Annotated in this window: 7 protein-coding genes; 2 read left to right on the top strand and 5 right to left on the bottom strand. The window is 70.0% G+C overall.

The window, feature by feature from the left end; all coding sequences use genetic code 11:
* Window positions 1-11 precede the first annotated feature (11 nt).
* Complete coding sequence (locus WME83_RS46830; protein ID WP_437316196.1) at window positions 12-3,536, top strand: eCIS core domain-containing protein; 3,525 nt, start codon at window positions 12-14, stop codon at window positions 3,534-3,536.
* Window positions 3,533-3,949 (top strand): hypothetical protein, encoded by a 417-nt coding sequence (locus tag WME83_RS46835; protein WP_437316197.1) that lies wholly within the window; start codon window positions 3,533-3,535, stop codon window positions 3,947-3,949. Before WME83_RS46830 ends, WME83_RS46835 begins: the two co-directional genes overlap by 4 nt.
* A 48-nt stretch (window positions 3,950-3,997) precedes the next feature.
* Here the strand turns inward: WME83_RS46835 and WME83_RS46840 are convergent, their stop codons facing one another.
* The 5 genes from WME83_RS46840 to WME83_RS46860 all read right to left on the bottom strand — a co-directional run bounded on the left by WME83_RS46840 (window position 3,998) and on the right by WME83_RS46860 (window position 16,298).
* Window positions 3,998-7,918 carry a hypothetical protein gene (locus WME83_RS46840; protein WP_437316198.1) on the bottom strand — a complete coding sequence of 1,307 codons (3,921 nt, stop codon included), beginning with the start codon at window positions 7,916-7,918 and terminating at the stop codon, window positions 3,998-4,000.
* Window positions 7,919-7,924: 6 nt separating this feature from the next.
* Window positions 7,925-9,331 carry a hypothetical protein gene (locus tag WME83_RS46845; protein ID WP_437316199.1) on the bottom strand — a complete coding sequence of 469 codons (1,407 nt, stop codon included), beginning with the start codon at window positions 9,329-9,331 and terminating at the stop codon, window positions 7,925-7,927.
* 33 nt (window positions 9,332-9,364) lie between these two features.
* Window positions 9,365-13,723, bottom strand: coding sequence for a baseplate J/gp47 family protein (locus WME83_RS46850; protein ID WP_437316200.1), 4,359 nt, complete (start codon window positions 13,721-13,723; stop codon window positions 9,365-9,367).
* Between the two features lie 108 nt (window positions 13,724-13,831).
* Entirely contained in the window at window positions 13,832-14,017 is a 186-nt protein-coding gene (locus WME83_RS46855; protein ID WP_437316201.1) for a hypothetical protein, read from the bottom strand.
* Between the two features lie 553 nt (window positions 14,018-14,570).
* The gene (locus WME83_RS46860; protein ID WP_437316202.1) at window positions 14,571-16,298 is read right to left on the bottom strand and encodes a hypothetical protein; all 1,728 of its coding nucleotides are present in this window, start codon (window positions 16,296-16,298) and stop codon (window positions 14,571-14,573) included.
* Between the last annotated feature and the right edge of the window lie 280 nt (window positions 16,299-16,578).

Below are 16,578 nucleotides of genomic sequence, written 5' to 3' on the forward strand. Positions count from 1 at the left end.
CGGCACACGGTTTGCCTACCCTGGCGCCGCGCTTCGTTCTGCCCGCGCGGCTGTCGACTTGCCTTTCGCCGCGTGCCTTTGCTGGCACGACGGAAGGTGATACAGGTGGATTGTTGGACGCGGCTCCGCACAAGATGGTGAACCGCTCGGCGACGCCGCGTCCGGCGCCGGCGGCGGTGTCCGTGCAATCGGTGCCCGCCGGTCGCGTGCAGCTCCAGAGCGCGATGCGCGTCTCTTCGCCGCATGATCCGGCGGAGCGGGAAGCGGACGCGACGGCGAAGAAGATCCTGCGCATGCCTGCGCCCGAGGTCGCCGCCGCCTCGACCGGCGGGAGCGGCGCCGTGATGCGGCGGGCGCAGGGCGGCGAGGGGCTCGGGGGTGCTCCGGGGGACAAGGCGCTTCACCGCACGCTGGAGTCGCCGTACATCGCGCGCTTCGCCGAGTCGATCGGGCTCATGCAGCGCCGCGCCGCGGCCCCCGTGATTGCGCGGCGGGCGGAAGGCCCGCCCGAAGCCGGCGCCGCGGTCGCGGCGGACATCGCCGGCAGCCGGGCGTCGGGGGCGCCGCTCCCGCTCGGCGTCCGCAGCTTCATGGAGCCGCGCTTCCGCGCGGATTTCAGCAACGTCCGGATTCACACGGGCGACAAGTCGGCTCAGCTCAACCGGCAGGTCTCGGCCCAGGCCTTCACGGTGGGCAACCACATCTTCTTCGGCAAGGGTCGGTTCCAGCCTGAGACGCACGAGGGCAAGGAGCTGATCGCCCACGAGCTCACGCACACGATCCAGCAGGGCGCTGCGGTGCAGCAGGGCGCCGTGGCGCAGCGCCGCGAAGACGTCGCTGTCATGGAGCGCGCGGCGCCGCAGGTGCAGCGGCTCGGCGTGAGCGACGCGCTCGACTATTTTGCCGACAGGGCGAACGCGATCCCCGGCTTCCGGATGTTCACCATCGTGCTCGGAGTCAATCCGATCAACATGGGCCGGGTGGACCGCAGCGCCGCCAACATCCTGCGCGCCGTGGTCGAGTTCCTCCCGGGCGGCGTGCTCATCACGCAGGCCCTCGACAACTATGGCGTGTTCGAGCGCGTGGGGGGCTGGGTCGAGCAGCAGCTCCGGAGCCTCGGGCTCACGGGCGGCGCCATCCGCGACGCCATCAACCGGTTCCTCGATTCGCTGAGCTGGAGCGACATCTTCAACCTCGGCGGCGTGTGGGACCGGGCCAGGCGCATCCTCGCGGAGCCCATCGATCGGATCATCGGCTTCGCGCGGGGCCTCTTCGGCGCGATCCTGCGCTTCATCAAGGACGCCGTGCTGCGCCCCATCGCCGGGCTGGCGTCGCGGACGCGCGGCTGGGATCTGCTCTGCGCCGTGCTTGGGCAGGACCCGATCACCGGCGATCCGGTGCCCCGCAATGCGGAGACGCTGATCGGCGGCTTCATGAAGCTGATCGGTCAGGAGGAGATCTGGGAGAACATCAAGCGCAGCAACGCGGTCGCGCGGGCGTGGGCTTGGTTCCAGGGGGCGCTGACCGGGCTCATCGGCTTCGTGCGGCAAGTTCCGCGGCTGTTCCTGGATGCGCTGTCGTCGCTCGAGATCAGCGACCTCGTGCTGCTGCCGCGCGCGTTCGCCCGTGTGGCCGGCGTCTTCGGCGACTTCATCGGCAGCTTCCTGCGCTGGGCTGGCAACACGGTGTGGGACCTGCTCGAGATCATCTTCTCGGTCGTGGCGCCCAGCGTGCTTGTCTACCTGCGCCGCGCGGCCGGCGCCTTCCGCACCATCCTGCGCAACCCGATCGGCTTCGTGGGGAACCTGGTGCGCGCGGGTCTTTTGGGGCTCCGGCAGTTCGCGGGCAACTTCCTCACGCACCTGCGCGGGTCGCTCATCGGCTGGCTCACCGGCGCGATGAGCGGCGCGAACATCTACATCCCGCAGGGGTTCAGCCTGCGCGAGATCATCAAGTTCGTCCTGAGCGTGCTGGGGCTGACCTGGCAGAACCTCCGGCAGAAGCTGGTGCGGGCGATCGGCGAGACGGCCGTGCGCGTGCTGGAGACGGGGTTCGACGTCGTGGCCACGCTGGTGACGCAGGGGCCTGGGGCGGCGTGGGAGAAGATCCAGGAGAGCCTGAGCAACCTGCGCGAGCTGGTCATGGAGCAGATCATGACCTTCGTGCGGGACAACGTGGTGCAGGCGGCGATCACGCGGCTCGTGACGAGCCTGAACCCGGCGGGCGCGTTCATCCAGGCGATCCTCGCCATCTACAACACGGTGATGTTCTTCGTCGAGCGGATGCGGCAGATCGCGCAGGTGGCGGCCGCGTTCATCGACTCGATCTCGGCGATCGCGAACGGGGTGATCGCGGCGGCGGCGAACCGGGTCGAGCAGACGATGGGAGGGCTGCTCACGCTGGTGATCAGCTTCCTGGCGCGGATCGCGGGGCTGGGGCGGGTGACGGACGCGGTGACGGGCGTGGTGAACCGCGTGCGGCAGCCGATCGACCGGGCGCTGGATCGGGTGGTGGAGTGGATTGTCGCGCAGGCGAGGAGGCTGGGGCGGTTTGTCATGAACACGGCCCGTGGTGGGCGTGGCGCGGCGACGGGGGACCCGCAGATCCGCCTCAGGGGCGCGGTGGCCGCCGCCGAGACCTTGATGGAGGCGCGCGGCGCTACCACCGCGTCGGTTCGGCAGAGGCTCGCCACGATCCGTGATCAATTCGGCCTGACGGCGCTGGAGCTGCGCAATCCCGTCGGCCACGATTGGATTGTCGTTGCCCAGATCAACCCGCAGCTGCCGAGCGCCACGAAGAAGATCCCATCGCCAGAGGAGCACGCCGCCATCGTGGCGCAGAGCGCGCAGATCGCGCAGCTGTGGCGAATCAATGGTGTCGGACCACAATTCCGAGGCGCCAATCGGTCCCGGCAGCGTGCAATCCTCGTCGACGAAGATTCGTATCGACGGCCAGGCGGCGTGGTCAATGCCCCGGAGATCCGGGTGGGTGATCTCGTCGAGGCAGCTGCAGAGCCGGGCCTGCGCCAGATTGCCGCAGCGACGGGCAGTACGCTGCTCGTCAAACCATCCCTCTACCTCGCGGATGCAGGAGGGCAGCCGCTCGGCGGGCGCGTCGACGAGATGGACTTCCTTCTGCTCGGTCCCGCGGAGGTTCGCGTAGTGAGCGCGAAGCTGCAGCGCCATCAGTTCAGCCGCGCCACAGATCAGAGCAAGTTGACGCTTTTCCAGAGCGTCCCTGACAACCCCGGGGCTGCATCGTACATCGCCAATTTCATGGGCTGGGGCGATCGTGCGCGGGCGGGCGATCGTGCGCGGACCGCCGGTGCGGTGATCCAATGCGCAGGGATGGAACCTTTGAGAGCAAGCGTATTCCGTTCGCGCTATCTCAACCGCGAGCGGACCCGGAACATCATTATCGAACCGGTGGCGCCCCACGGACAGGGCGAGACGCCAACCTCCAGCGGATACTCGCTGCGCATCACACTCGCCGACCTGATCGACAGCTACGTCAACGAGATCGCGGGAATACTGTGACGACGACATATGACTACTGGCATATTCATCGTTATCTGCAGCTGCAGGGGAGCAACGACGACGATGTGCTCCCCTTCGAAGCTGGTCCGATGGTTATGGGGAATGTCGTTAGCATGCGGGAGCCGGTGTGGCGGGCTGCCGTCGCGACGGCGCGGCAGCTCGGTGTTCCCGACGTGTTCGCATCCTGGAGACGGGGCGAACCGTTGCCTCCGTCTGTCGCGGCGAGCGCACTCCCCTCGCTTACCGCTGCCGTCGAAAAGCTTGGTGAGAGGGGGGATGTGTTCTTTCCTCCGGACCTCGCAGAGGACATGCTGCCCTCGGCGGCAGCGGTCCACACCGCGCTACGCGCGCTATGCGAGCTGTTCAAGCTCGCCATCGAGCAAAAGAGAGCAGTTGAGACCTGGGCGGACTGATCTGCGCGCGGCATGCTCAATCAGGGATGAGCTCAGTCGACCGCGACGCTAGCCCCCCGGCGCCACCTCCACGCGGATCTGCACGAGCCGCTCCACCGGGATCCCCGGCTCCCCGGGGCGCGTCACCCGCACCTGGAAGCGCGTCTCCGCCGCGAGCGGTGCGGTGGTGAAGCGCAGCTCCCCGCCGTCGCCGTCGCGCGCTTCCCCGACCGGCCGCCCGTCCAGCGTCAGCTCGTAGCGCTCGCCCGCGACGCTGGCGGGCACCACGATGGTCGCCGGGCTGCCTGGAGCGACCGCCGCCGGCTCCGCCCGGATCTCGGGCACCGGCGCGATCCGCGCCGTCTGCGACAGGCGCGCCGCCGCGCGCGTCTGGGCCTTGACCGCGCGGAAGTGCAGCGTCGTGCCGGCGTCCAGGGGGCCCGTCTCCAGGAGCGGCGCGAGCGGCGGCGTCGCGGCGAGCTCCGCGGAGGTCGACGCGGGCCGCGACGGGCCGCGCGAGATCGCCAGATCCCCCTCGACCCTGAGCTGCTCGATCCCCTTGTTCAAGCGGGCATCGCGATCGTCGGTCTTGTGGAAATAGGCCGGCAGCCCGAGGTCCGCGCCGTCGGGCTCGCGGCGGACATGGTAGAAGACGCCCGGCTGCCCCCCCGCGACCTCCAGTGTCCCGGTCGTCCGCGCGCCATCCATGACCACGCCGAGCCTGAGCGCCACGCCGGGATCCGGCCGCACCAGGAGCAGCGCGGCGTTCTGGAGCTGGACCGAAGACGAAACGTTCACGGCGGCCTGATGCTCCTTCTCTGCCCGGACGAGGATCACGCTGTCCCGGGTGAGCGCGCTCATCGGCAGGCGCAGCGTGCCCCCGTTGCCGCGCACCGGCGCGCCCACCGGCGTGAAGCCGTCGAGGTCCTCCCAGATCGGGCGCTGGGGCGGCCTGCGCACGTGAACGCGCGGCTCGCCCTCGACGTCGGCCGCGAGCAGCTCCGGACCCCCGGCGCCAAACACGAAGTCGCGATCGGGGACCGCGCCGACATAGAGCATGTAGCTGGCGCTCGTCTGGGTGCTCTCGATCCGCAGGGCCGCGCCCTCGCCGAAGTTGACCACGGAGGACGGCTCCAGCGCCACCGGCAGATCCGTCCTGGCCCGGACCTTGAGAGGAAGCACGATGTCGAGCAGGGCGGTATGCGTCTCCCTCGTGGCGCGAATGCGCAGGTCGAGGTCCTCGCGGACAGGCCGCGCGAGGAGGACGATATCGCTCAGATCGCCGCGCACGTCCTCGGAGAGCGCCTGTTCCTCCCCGCCCTCGCCGTCGAGACGGACGAGGCGGTAATCGACCCCCTCCTGGCTGTGGTCGATCTGCACACGCACCTGCGCCCCGTACGCGACGATGCGAGGGTCCCCATCGGCGGGCGCCCCGGCGTCCGGGTCCACCAGGGGCGCGGCGTCGAGGATCCGCGCGCGGAGCGCCACGTCGAGCCCGACCTTGACGGTCGCCTGCTGCCGCAGATAGGCATGCCTGCCCGTCGCGATCTTGCGCGCCAGGATGTTGTAGGTGGTGTCCTCCCGCATCGGCGGGGTCACCAGGAAGATCTTCCCGCCGGTCCCCTCGATCTGGACGGGCACGCTCTGGCCACCCTCCTCGCGCAGGATCAGCGTGTCGTCTCGAACGCTCCGCAGCTCGTACACGACCCCGAGCTGACTGGCCTCGATGGGGATCCGGGCAGCCTGGTTGAAAGGCACGGTCAGCGTCTCGGCACGTCCTGGCAGGTCGCGTAGCGGGTAGGTCTCGCCGAGCTCGAGGAGGTCGATGAGCCGGTCCCGAGCGTCGCGCGCACGGAAGTGCATGGTCTCGGACATGGGTTCCAGGCCGAGCTTCGCGGCCCGATAGCTGCGGAGAGCGTCGAGCCAGTCGTCATAGACAGAAACAGCGTCGGATGCGGGATCAGGGTCGAAATGTCTCCACTCCTCCGCGCTCAGCCAGTGGAGGTACACGGCAAGATGGGCGGGGGTTTCCTCGCGGAGGGTTTGCTCCACGAAGATCCTGAACTCGTTCGCCGCATCTCCTGACAGCCCCGGACGGCCGAACTGGACCGGAAACACGAAGCTGAGCGCCAGGGAGTACGGATCCTTGCGGGCGGACTCCGAGAGCACAGGGATCTGCTGGTACTCTCGCTCGCCCGGCGGGACGTCGTCTTCCCGGAGGGGCATGAGGAGCAGGTGCTCGATCAGGAAGAATTTCTCCTCCGGGCCGAGACCCAGCTTGCGCCGGATACGTTCCTCTAGGCCTGAGATGTTGTCTGCGCTGCGCGGCAGAAGAATGTTGCTCCCGGTGCCCCTGGCGCTGCTGATCCGCGGGTAGCGCTGCAGGAACGCCAGCTTGTCGGCAGCGAGCTTGTCGCCGGCCGAGCGCTCCCGGCGGCTCGCGGCGTCGAGCACGACCAGCGAGTAATCGGTGAACTGCTCGGCGAACCGGGCCATCAGGTGATTCAGGAACCGGTTCGCGCGGTTCGCCACCGCCCCGGCGTCCGCCGTGCGCTCCGTGGTGTCGTCCAGGAAGGCCTGGTGGCCGCCCGCGTCGCGCAGGAGCTCTCCGAGGCCCAGGCTCGGATCGTCGAGCCTCTGCGCGAAGTACGTACGCGGGCTGTCCTGGTGAAACGAGAACAACGATGCAGCGTGGGCGAGCTGTGCGAAGTAGTTCGCCAGCAGCTGATCGAAGAACATGAGGTAGGCCTTGAGCTGCTTGGCCTGGGCCTTGCGCTTCGGGGTGGCGGTGTCGGGCAGGCCCGCTGCGCCGATGCCGTAGATCGCCGGAAACTGGTGCTGGATGGAGGTGTACCGCCCGATCTGCCGGTCGCGGCCCAGGGGCGGGGCGAGATCCCGCTCGCGCGCCGGCAGCGCGCCGTGGGACGCCGCCTGCGCGCGGCGCGCCGTCAACTTCTTGATGATGTCGGCGGCATCCAGCCGCGCCGTCAGGCGCCCTTTGATCAGGGTGATCGACGAACCGTGGAGATCGAGCCTGGGCGCCCGATGCGCATCCAGCAGGAGCCTCCACGGCTCCGGCGCGCCGCCATCCGCCGACGCCGTGATGCTGCGCACCGCCCTGACCCCGGCGACATCCATGATCACGCGGATCAGATCGGAGGTGTAGATCGCGTCCTTGCGGCGCATCCGCTCCAGCGCCTCGTCGTCGAGGAAGCCGTGCTCCAGCGGCGGCCCGTCGAAGATCTCGTCGCTCCGCTTGCCGGCGGCCAGCATCTCCGTGAGCGTGGCGAAAGGAACCGAGGGGGAGACGTGCTCCGAGAGCGCGTCGTAGATCTCGAGCAGCACGCCCTCGGCGTCGTCGACCGGGCCGATCTCGACCTCGGCCTGAATCTGGATCTGCTGGCTGTCGAGCACCCGGATCTCGTCGAAGTCGGTGCACAGGGGACGGCAGGCATGCAGGCGGCGGGTGACGTCCTGCCTGACCTGCTCGGCGTTGAGGTCCAGCAGATCGGATTTCTCGACGAGGACCCGCACCAGCCCCTTCAGGAGCACCGGCGCCGTGTACGGCGGCTCGGGCCGGAAGCCTAGCTCGCGCCGAGCTTCGTGGTAGTGGAGCGGGAGATCAGGCTCCTCGACCACCTCGATCCAAGCGTTCTTGACCCCCTCGACGTCGAGGATCAGCTTGCGCAGGTCGACCAGCGTGACCGGGTGCGACGTCAGGATCGTGGCCGGGCTGTAGAGGCTCCGGTAGGGATCTCCGCCGCCGCTGGCGAGCAGATCCGGCACGCCGTAGGACGCGCGGTAGGCCAGATCGGTGATGGCGTAGCAGAGCTGCTCGAGGATGGTGATCCCGGGATCGTGGTCGTTGAAGTCGGTCCACAGGTGCCCCGCGATGCGCTCGAGGTGGCGGATGCCCTCCTGGCGCAGGAAGGCGTAGTCCAGCGCGGGGTGTTCGAGCGGGCCGATGGGAAGCTTGGGGGATTCGAGCATCGCCCGTCAGCTCCAGCCCCACTTCCCCGATACTTGATTCAGGGCCCAGAGTACCGTCCCGTTGCTTCTGAATTTAACTAGGTTCCCATCGGCCTGGAACACCCAGTACCCCTGGTCGAATCTAATCGTGAACGAGCCGTCGTTTCCGAACACGAATCTCTCTTTGGTCGCGAACCAGATGCGGAGGTTGTGGTTATGGACCATCTGGATCGTTTCATAAGGGTAGCTCGTCGCGCCATGAGCCTGCGTACCGATGCCGATGTGCTGGAGCATCGCGCCACGAGGCGCCTGGACGGTACCGTCTATCTCGACGTTGCCGTCCATGCTGAGCTGCAGTACCGCGCGGTAAGCGGTGGTGTTATTGCTCCAGAAGATCAGCTTGTCTTCCGCGTTCGAACGAATGGTGATATGCCAAAACTTTCTGTTCGTCTCGTTGTGAATGTTCAGAATACCACCGTTCGTGCCGTCGCTGGCGGCAGCGATGTTGAGGGACCGCCCCACATAGGCGTCGCCTTGCACGTCGAGCGCGACGCGGGGGGAGCTGGTGCCGACCCCCAGCCTGCCGTTTGGGATCGACACCGGACCGTTGACAGACAGCGATCGAGTCACGCTCACCTGACCATCCTTCGATATGGTCAGCGAGTCGCCTCCAGCTGCGGTCCAGAGGGCCAGCTGGCCACCGGGGCGGTTCGCGATCTCCACACGGTTGTCCATGCCCTCCTTGGTCGTGAGCCTGAGAGATGCCTGCGTCCCCGTGGACTCGAACAAACCGACGGCATCCGCGGCGCGAACGTGCAATTTGTGCGTCGGATCGTTCGTTCCGACTCCCACGTTTCCCGAGGCCATGAGCGCGATATGGTCCTGTGGATCATTCAAGGTTCCAATCTCCAGAACCATGTGCTCGCCGGATCGCGGATAGTAGCGGATCCACGCCGCGTCACCGCCGCCGCCGCCCGGGTTCTCGGGGAAGAGGATCCCGGCGTTGCTGCCACTGCCGCCCTGCGGCATGATCGCGCCGCCGGCCACCTGCAGCTTCGCCGCAGGCGCGACCGTCCCGATCCCGACGTTGCCATTGCGGCGATCGATGAACAGCCGGCTGTTCCCCGCGCCGTCGCTGATGCTGAACCCGGGCTTCGCTGTGGCCGCCTCGGTAGGGTTCTGGCGCGGGTTCAGGCTGAGCACCCAGGTGGGGCTGGCGTCGGCGAAGCTCGTGTAAAACTGGATCGCCTTCTTCTGGCTGGTGTCGTCGCCCGAGGCCTCGATGCTCAGCGCGTCGCCCGGCAGCTTGGCGATGCCGTCGTCTTTCTGGTTCAGCATGCCGTCGATCAGCTCGGCGAAGTTCTTCTCCGTCGGGATGGCGTTCTTGACGAAGTACTGCTTCAGCTCGGCCCGGCTTCGCTTGTTGATTTCCATCGCTATTCCCCGTATGCGCTAGAGCAGGAAGACTCAACCCGAGCCGGCGACGACGAAGTCGAGCTCGATCTTCATGTAGTTGATCCCGGTGAAGTTCTTCTCCACGTACCCGGCTTCGGTGATGACATCGATCACGTGCTGCTGGGCTGCGACCAGCACCCCGTCCGGCCGGTCGGTCGCGACGAAATACCCCTGCCCGGCGACGGGCTGCGCCAGCCCGTCCTCGCCGCTGAACAGCTTGATCGTGGCGACGAAGTCGACGTACTCGCGCTCGTCGATGAAGTTCACGATGCTGTTCGCGAAGATCTTCCGGCCGATCGTGATGTCCGCGCCCTCGTCGTACGCCCACGGCGAGAGGAAGCGGTTGATCTCCTCGTTGAGCAGCTTCTTGTAGAACCCCTCGTCCCGCCCGTCCCGGAACCGGACGCCGACCCTCACCTTCACCGGCACGTAATGGGCGTTGCGCACGCGGACCGCGGCCTGGGCCGGGCACTTGTCGGCCAGGTACGCCTCGATGTCGGCGATCAGGTTGGCAGGGGCCTTCGGCTCGAACGGGTTGGCGCCCGACTGGCCGCGGACGTCCGGGATGACGATGATCTGGACCGCGCCCGGGCTGTCGGACGGCTGGCCGGCGCCCCCCGGGATGCACTTGACCTTGTAGATCTCCGGAAAGCGCTCGAGCACCAGCCGCTCGTAGTCCCAGATCGTGAGCGCCCGCTGCTTGTGCCGCAGCCGCTCGCTCACGCGCGTTGCGAAGCCGCGCTCGCCCTCCGCCGCCCTGCCGCCGCGCGACGTGTACGGCTGCTCGACCCCCGCGATCTGCGGCGCCCGCTCGAGGAGCCTCGTGATGCTGCGCTCGGGGAGCTGCTGTCCATAATGATCCGGGGCATTGCCGCGGTCGACGAACGTGGCCGACACCGCCTGCGCGTGGATCGCCACCGCGTCGCAGACGCTGTCGGCGTGGTGCGGAATGGCCGCCCGGATCCAGGTGAGATCGCCGGGGAGGCGCGTGCTGGGCTCGGCCGGCTGGAGCGCGATCTCGACGATCCCCGAGTTGATCAGGCCGCGCGTCGTGTCGAGCAGGAGGTTGCCTTCGTGCAGGGTGAGCCAGCGGTCGCCGCTGAGATAGCTCCACGCGATCGGCACCGGCCGGAGATCGGGGCTCGCGCTGCCCTCGGCCATCTGGAACAGGAGCGAGAGGGTCTGCGGCGGCTGCGCGCCCTCGATGCCGATGTAGAGCTCTCCTTCGTGATCGTACCGCGGCAGGAACCGGATCTCGCCCCCTTCGGCGTCGGCCTCGATCGCGCTGATGCCGAACGGGTGGACGTGGAAGAGCCGATCGGCCCGCCCTCCCCTGCCAACCTCGCCCACATCCACCTCGGCCGAGGCGGTGTAATCCACGCGGAGGCTCTTCATCCTGGGCGTGTACGGCGGGTTGACCCGGAAGCTCGCGGGGTCGGCGCCGGCCGGTGCCGTGAGGAGTGCCTTGGCCATCGCGAGGGCCTGCTGGGTCGCCACGGCCGGATACACGCCGTGCTGGAAGTCGATCGGGGTGAGCTCCCACTGGATGTACCGGGGCCACGCCGAGACCTCCGCCTTCGCCGGCAGCTCCGGCAAAGCCTCGTAGCGATGGGTCGTGCCGCTCGCCGAGAGGAGCGCCGGGACGTCTGCGAGCTTGATCTCGTGCGGCAGCGTCGCGTCGCTGGCGAAGAGCGCGGCGGCCTTCGCCAGCGGGAGCTCCAGGTGGTTGTCCACCAGGGAGATCCGGGTCGTGAAGTCCTTTGTTATACCGTAGTTCGTATAGTAACTATTCAGGCTGCTCTGGGGGACGCCCCGCCATTCGACGTGAAACGTCAGGCTGTCGAGCCGCTTGATCACGAGCTCCGGGTCGCCCACATAGAACCGCGAGCCGACGGCGGGGCTGGTCCCGAACGGCTCGAACGGCCGCTTCGGGTTCAGCGACGCCTCGTCGCTCTGCAGGGCCGATGGGGTGAGCCCTCCGACCTCGACGTGGACGTGGACGGCCGCCAGCGTCAGATCCCTGAATGACGCGTAATGGGCGATGTACTGCTTGCGCTCCGCGCTCCAGACCGGGCGCAGCATCAGCCGGAGCATCGGCCAGGGGGTCGCGATCCCCGCGGCGTCGCGGCTCGGCGGCGCGATCGCGGCGGCGTCCTCGCCGAGCGACACCGTGAGCTGGATGGCCTTGAGCGGCTCCTCGAGCGTGGCGGACACCTTGCTCAGCTCCCGGTAGTCGCCCACGGTCGCGGCGGCGGGGAGCGCGAGCCAGCCCTTCTCGGTGCTGAGCTCGACCCCGAACGGGTCCTGCTTGAGCAGCTCGATGAGCTGGTTCGCATCGAACCGATCGGCCCGGAAGCCGAGGGTCAGGACGATGGTGCGCGTCCCCTGGCGCAAGCAGAGCATCGGGGAGCAGAGCGCCCAGCCGATCACCGCGGGCGGCGGGCGCGCCTCGGTGGCCTCGGGCAGCCGCTTGCCGAACGTCTTCCAGCGGCGCTGCTTCAGCCCGGCCTCGCCGGCGGGCGCCGCCGCGACCGACGTCGCGTCCGCGGCCGCGTGGAGGTTGAGCCACGTCTCCCGCTGGGCGACGGGCTCGGGGAGCCGCTCGCGGATGCGCTGGGCCAGCTCGAGCACCCGGTAGACCCGCGCCCACTCCTCGCTCGTGATCGAGCCGCCGCCGAGGCGCGCCTGGATGCCCTCCAGGAAGCCGTAATCCGAGGTCGAGCGGACATACTCCCGCAGCTCCAGGAGAGGCGGCTCCTCGGCCTCGGAGGCGTCCTTTCCCAGCGCGATGCGGAGCATGGCGCTGAAGCCGGCGGCCTCGCTCGCCGCGCCCTCGAGCGCGCTCTGCAACGCGGCTCGGCGGCGGCCGTAGGCCTTCTCTTCATGCGCCTCGGCCAGGAGGCGATAAACGTTGTTCCACTCTCCGGCGGTGGCGCCCGCCTGGACGGGCTTCTCGGCCACGGCCATGACGTACGCCACCTGATCGGCGTTCATGTGGAAATACGCCTCGATCGCGAGGATCGCGCGGTGATACTCCTCGATGTCGGAGACCCCCGGCAGGACCGAGAGGCCGAGCGTCGAGAAATCGAGCCGGCCGATGGCGTCCTCGAGGTTGGCCTCGAAGGCGGCGAGGGGATTCGCAGGATCGAGCTTGTACGAGACGTTCTCCCTCTTCCGCCGACCGGCCCGCTCGAGGATGCGGTTGATCTCCCGCCACTCGTCGTCGATCCGGATCTTGATCTGCATCATGCGGACGAAGAGGCCGGCGTCCTCGAGGTGGAGCTTATCCTTGATGAACTCACGGATGCGGTCGCGGAGATCGCCGTCGTCCGGCCCCTCGTCGTCGACCAGCCGCTCGTACAGATCCTCGAGGCTGCGCACGTTGGGGATGCCGTCGTGCTCGAAGTCGAGCTCCCCCCCGATCGCCTTGGCCAGGTTGGCCGGGAAGTCCCGCGGGTCGTCCGGGGCGAGCCGCCATTCCGGATTGCCGAGCCGGGCCCTCCCGGCCGCCTCGAGGATGCGGTTGATCTCGCTCCACTCGGCGTCGGCCCCGTCGCGCCGGCGCTTGAGCTGCATCATGGAGTGCAGGTCCGACCGGGGCATGAACAGGGGCTTTTCGGAGAAGTCCAGGAGCTTCTTCACGTCGGCCAGGAGGCCGACCGTGACCTCGCGCTCCTGGTAGCTCGGCAGGGGGTCGCCCGGGCGCGGATCGCCGAGCGCGATCTCGAGCATGCGGAGCAGCGCCTCGGGGGTGTCCCTGTGGAGCTCCCTGGCCTCCCGGATACCGACGATCTCCTTCTCGGCGTACACCGAGCTCAGCCGCGCGATCCTGGCGCGGCTGACCACGAGGTCGCGATCGGTCCGGTAAACCCGCTCCCGACCCAGGCTGTCCTTCCCGGCGCGGAGCAGGCTCCCGGCGGGCAACCGCGCCTGGGCCACGCCGGCCGCGGGGCGAAACAGGACATGCACCCGATCGGGGACGGCCGCCTTGCGCGACATGCGAAGGACCTGCTCGTAGTAGAACTCCAGGTGCCGGCGCGTGAGCGTGTTGATGAGATCGCGCGGGTGGCCGAGCAGCCGCAGGAACGCGAGGAAGAGCGCGGTGTGCGGCTTGCCGAGCCGGCGCGCCTCGCCCTCGGTGAGCCGCCCCGGCTCCTCGACGAGCGCCGCCAGCGCGCCCAGGTCCGCGTCCAGGAACGCGCTCCAGTCGCCGGCGGGCCGGCCGCGCTCGTCGTAGTACCTGAGCTCCCCGGCATACGCCCGCGCGAACGACAGCAGGTCGAGCGGCGAGCGCTCGTCGACCGCCACGTAGCCGGGGTCGAGCGCAGCCTGGACGCGTCCGGCCTGGCTGGTCCCATCGCGCTCAATCACCAGGGGATCCGCGAGTCTTCGGGCCACGGCGATAACCTGCTTTCGTGCGACCGCGTCAGCCCCTGGGAGCCGACACGGTCTCGTCCTCTCGTCGGTGTCTCGCGGGGATCAAACCCTCGGGGCGGGCGCCGGGCGAGGCGCTTCGGTCGTCGATGTCTCGCCGTTCAGCTGGCCCCTCGCCTGCTCCTGGAGCTTACCGACCAGCTGGTAGACCCTGGCAAAGGGCAAGAGCCCAATGCCTTCGAGGATCATGTTGGCTTCATCGATGGTCACGGTGAAGTTGATTTCCTTCATGGCTGCCTTCCCTCCTGCGCGGTCGCGCTCGTAAGCCCCGGCAGATTCACTGCAAACACCCACTCACGTTCTCGATTTCGATGCATGCGGCAGCCGAGGCGGACTTGTGTGCCCGCCCTGCTCGACGCTCGAACCCTACCCGTGGGCGAACGGTATCAGGCTCGGGGCCTCGGCGACCAGCCCGAAGAGGAGCCCTGGGGCTATCTTTCGCTCATCGACGGGGCCAGGGACCGCAGCGTGGCGCGGCCGTATGGGATCCTCCGACGAACGGCGGGGCGACGGGAGCGCGACGATAACCGCTCGACGAGCGCACCTCTCACGAGGCCACGGCGCAGCATTGAGGACCACGCGAGGAAAGAAGAAGTTCCGAGGCCACCGGAGAGCACCCACGGATCGACCGAATGCTCGGCGCGCGCTCCCCGGCGCTGAATGGCGCGCCCGATCGCCGCCAGGGACAGGGCTCGCGATGCGTAACGGTGCTTCTCGCTCGCCGCAGCATTCGAGACCGCCCGATGGACCTCGAGGGACCTCGCTCGCCCTCGCCGCCCGCACGTCACGCCTCCTCGAGGTAGTGGAACTGCACGATCCGCCCGAGCCAGGGGACCCAGCCGGGGTTCACGTCCAGCGCCGCGGCACGCACGCGCACGTCCGCGGCGGCCAGCGGAAACAGGACGTCCACGTGGGTACGCGTGGCCACGACCCGGCCGGGGCGCCGGACGACACGGCCGAGGGGGAGCCCGGCGAAGCGGCGGAGCCAGAGCGAGAGGGCCAGGCGCCAGGTCGCCGGCGCGCCCGCTGGACGGCAGCTCAGCGCCCGCCACGCGGCCTCGCCGAGCACGTCTCGCCACGCCTCCGGCGGCGCATCGACGACGTCGGGGAGCGGCTCGGCCGGAGGATCGAAGACGGCGAGCGCCGGATCCTCGGGCGAGATACCGCACCACGCCCCGAGGTGCTCCATCACGCGCACGGGGAACCCGCCCCGGACCGCGGCCGGGTGGTCGTGGAGCCAGTCGGCCATGCCCAGCCGCATGAGCGGCCGGATCGCGAGGAGCAGCCCGCCGGCGGCGGTGGGCATGGGCACGCCGTTCCAGACCGGCTCGCGGCCCGAGGAGCGGCCGCGGGGCGCGCGGCGGCGCGGCGCCGCCGGCTCCCCGCCGGCGGCCGACCGCGCCGCGGCGCCGGCGGCCGCCGCCCCCGACGGCGTGTCGGGGGGCCGCGCGGGCGCGGCCGGCGCCGGCGACGCGGGCGCGACCGGAGGCCCGGGCGGCACGGGCAGCGTCGCGGGACGCCCGGGCTCCGCGCGCGGCGCGGCGGCGCGCGCGGAATCGGCGCAGAGGGCCGAGGCCGCCGCGGGCGCAGCGTCCGGCCCCACCGCCGCCGCGCGCGGGGCCGCGACCTCCGCCACGGCCTCCGGCTCCTCGGCCGGCGGCGCATCGACCGGCCATGACGACGCGGCCGCGTCGCCCTCCGCTGCTGCGGCCGCATCGACCTCGGGGAGGCTCGCCGCCGCCATCGCGAGCTGCGCCCCGCGCGCCGCGAGCCGCCGGTCCACGGCCAGCGCCGGGCTCCCCGCGCACGCGGCGACCGCGGCGAGCCAGACGGCGCGCGCGTCGGCCGCGCCCCACCGGGCGACCCACCTCCGCAGCACCCCCGGCCACGGCGACGCAAGGCGCGGTCGCTCGCCCGGCGCGGCAACCACGCCCCGGTCCAGCGCGCGCACCACGGCCGGCGGCGCGCCCCAGCCGCAGCGGAGGAGCAGGGCCTCGCCGATGCCGGGGCGGAGCGCGCCGCAGAGGGCGTCGAGGGCGGCCTCGTCCAGCTCGGCCGTCATCCGCACGACCGCGGCTGCCCCGGCCGGCGTCTCGAGCGCGCGGGCGAGCGCGATCTCCAGGGCCTTCGACGCGGGGAGCGCCGGCGCGTAACCGCGCACGGCCAGGGGCCAGAACCACGCCGAGACGGCCTGTTGCGCCGCCACCCGCCGGGCCAGCAAGACCGAGGGCTCCACGTCGTCGTGAAAGTAGACGGCCTCGGCCGACGCCGCGCCGCTGGCATCGGCGTGGACCGCGGTCGCGCGCAACGCCTCGAAGCGGCGCTCGATCTCCATCGCGATCGCGGCCGGAGGGCGCGTGAGGTCGATCGCGCCCAGCGAGAGGCGGCGCACGACGTAGAGGCGGCCGCGATCCGCGCCGGGGAGCGAGGCGGTGCGGAGCGCGTCCTCGACGAGGAGCGCGCCGCGCCGCACGGCGGCGTCGTCGTGAGCGCGGAGCCGAAGCGTGCGCACGCGCCGCTCCGCTGCCATCACGCCCCCCGGGAGAGGTGGAGCTCCCCGGCCCGCTCGCCGGCGCTCAGGTCACGCGCCGTCCTCGTCAGGCATCGTCGGCGCTCACGTCGGCCGCCGGCGTGGGCCCGCGCCAGCGCGCGCTTCCGTTGCACCGCAAAGCTCATCGCGTGCCCCCCGCGCTCACGGCGGGAGACGGTCTCACGACCGCGCCGGGACGGCCACGAGGATCTGCGCTCATGGTCGGAGCAGGTCTCGCCCCTCGTCCTGGCTCGGCGCCGCG

The organism is Sorangium sp. So ce385, from assembly GCF_051474135.1.
In the GTDB taxonomy this organism is placed as follows: domain Bacteria; phylum Myxococcota_A; class Polyangia; order Polyangiales; family Polyangiaceae; genus Sorangium; species Sorangium cellulosum_D.

Coding starts and splice junctions, on each gene's coding strand:
- WME83_RS46840 (WP_437316198.1), bottom strand. CDS start 7,918: ATGCTCGAATCCCCCAAGCTTCCCATCGGCCCGCTCGAACACCCCGCG.
- WME83_RS46845 (WP_437316199.1), bottom strand. CDS start 9,331: ATGGAAATCAACAAGCGAAGCCGGGCCGAGCTGAAGCAGTACTTCGTC.
- WME83_RS46855 (WP_437316201.1), bottom strand. CDS start 14,017: ATGAAGGAAATCAACTTCACCGTGACCATCGATGAAGCCAACATGATC.